Source organism: Pseudomonas sp. HMSC066A08 (assembly GCF_001813025.1).
Classification (GTDB): domain Bacteria; phylum Pseudomonadota; class Gammaproteobacteria; order Pseudomonadales; family Pseudomonadaceae; genus Pseudomonas; species Pseudomonas aeruginosa.
On the sequence record NZ_KV811402.1, the window covers coordinates 1 to 255 of the forward strand.

Below are 255 nucleotides of genomic sequence, written 5' to 3' on the forward strand. Positions count from 1 at the left end.
GCTGTTCATGCCACGGTATTCCTTGCCGGTGGTCGGGTTGTACGGCAAGCGCAGCTCGCCGGGCTGCCACGGCTTTTGCCACGGCGCGGTGCCCTGCTCCAACTGCTCTATGATCCGCGCCGCGACTTCCTCGGCGTATTCCTTTTTCATCGTTAGTTACCCCCCTTCCGCACGGCCTTGCCGTTCACGACGATGGCGGTTCCTTCCGGGTCAGCGGACAAGTCCGCGTTCGAGGCCCACGCCTCGGCTTCGGAC

Annotated in this window: 1 protein-coding gene; it reads right to left on the bottom strand. The window is 64.3% G+C overall.

Translation table 11 applies throughout. From position 1 onward, the window contains the following. Nucleotides 1-150 (bottom strand): ArdC-like ssDNA-binding domain-containing protein (locus tag HMPREF2886_RS32470; protein ID WP_139148443.1); only part of this gene is annotated, 150 nt, incomplete at its 3' end. Nucleotides 151-255: the final 105 nt, after the last annotated feature.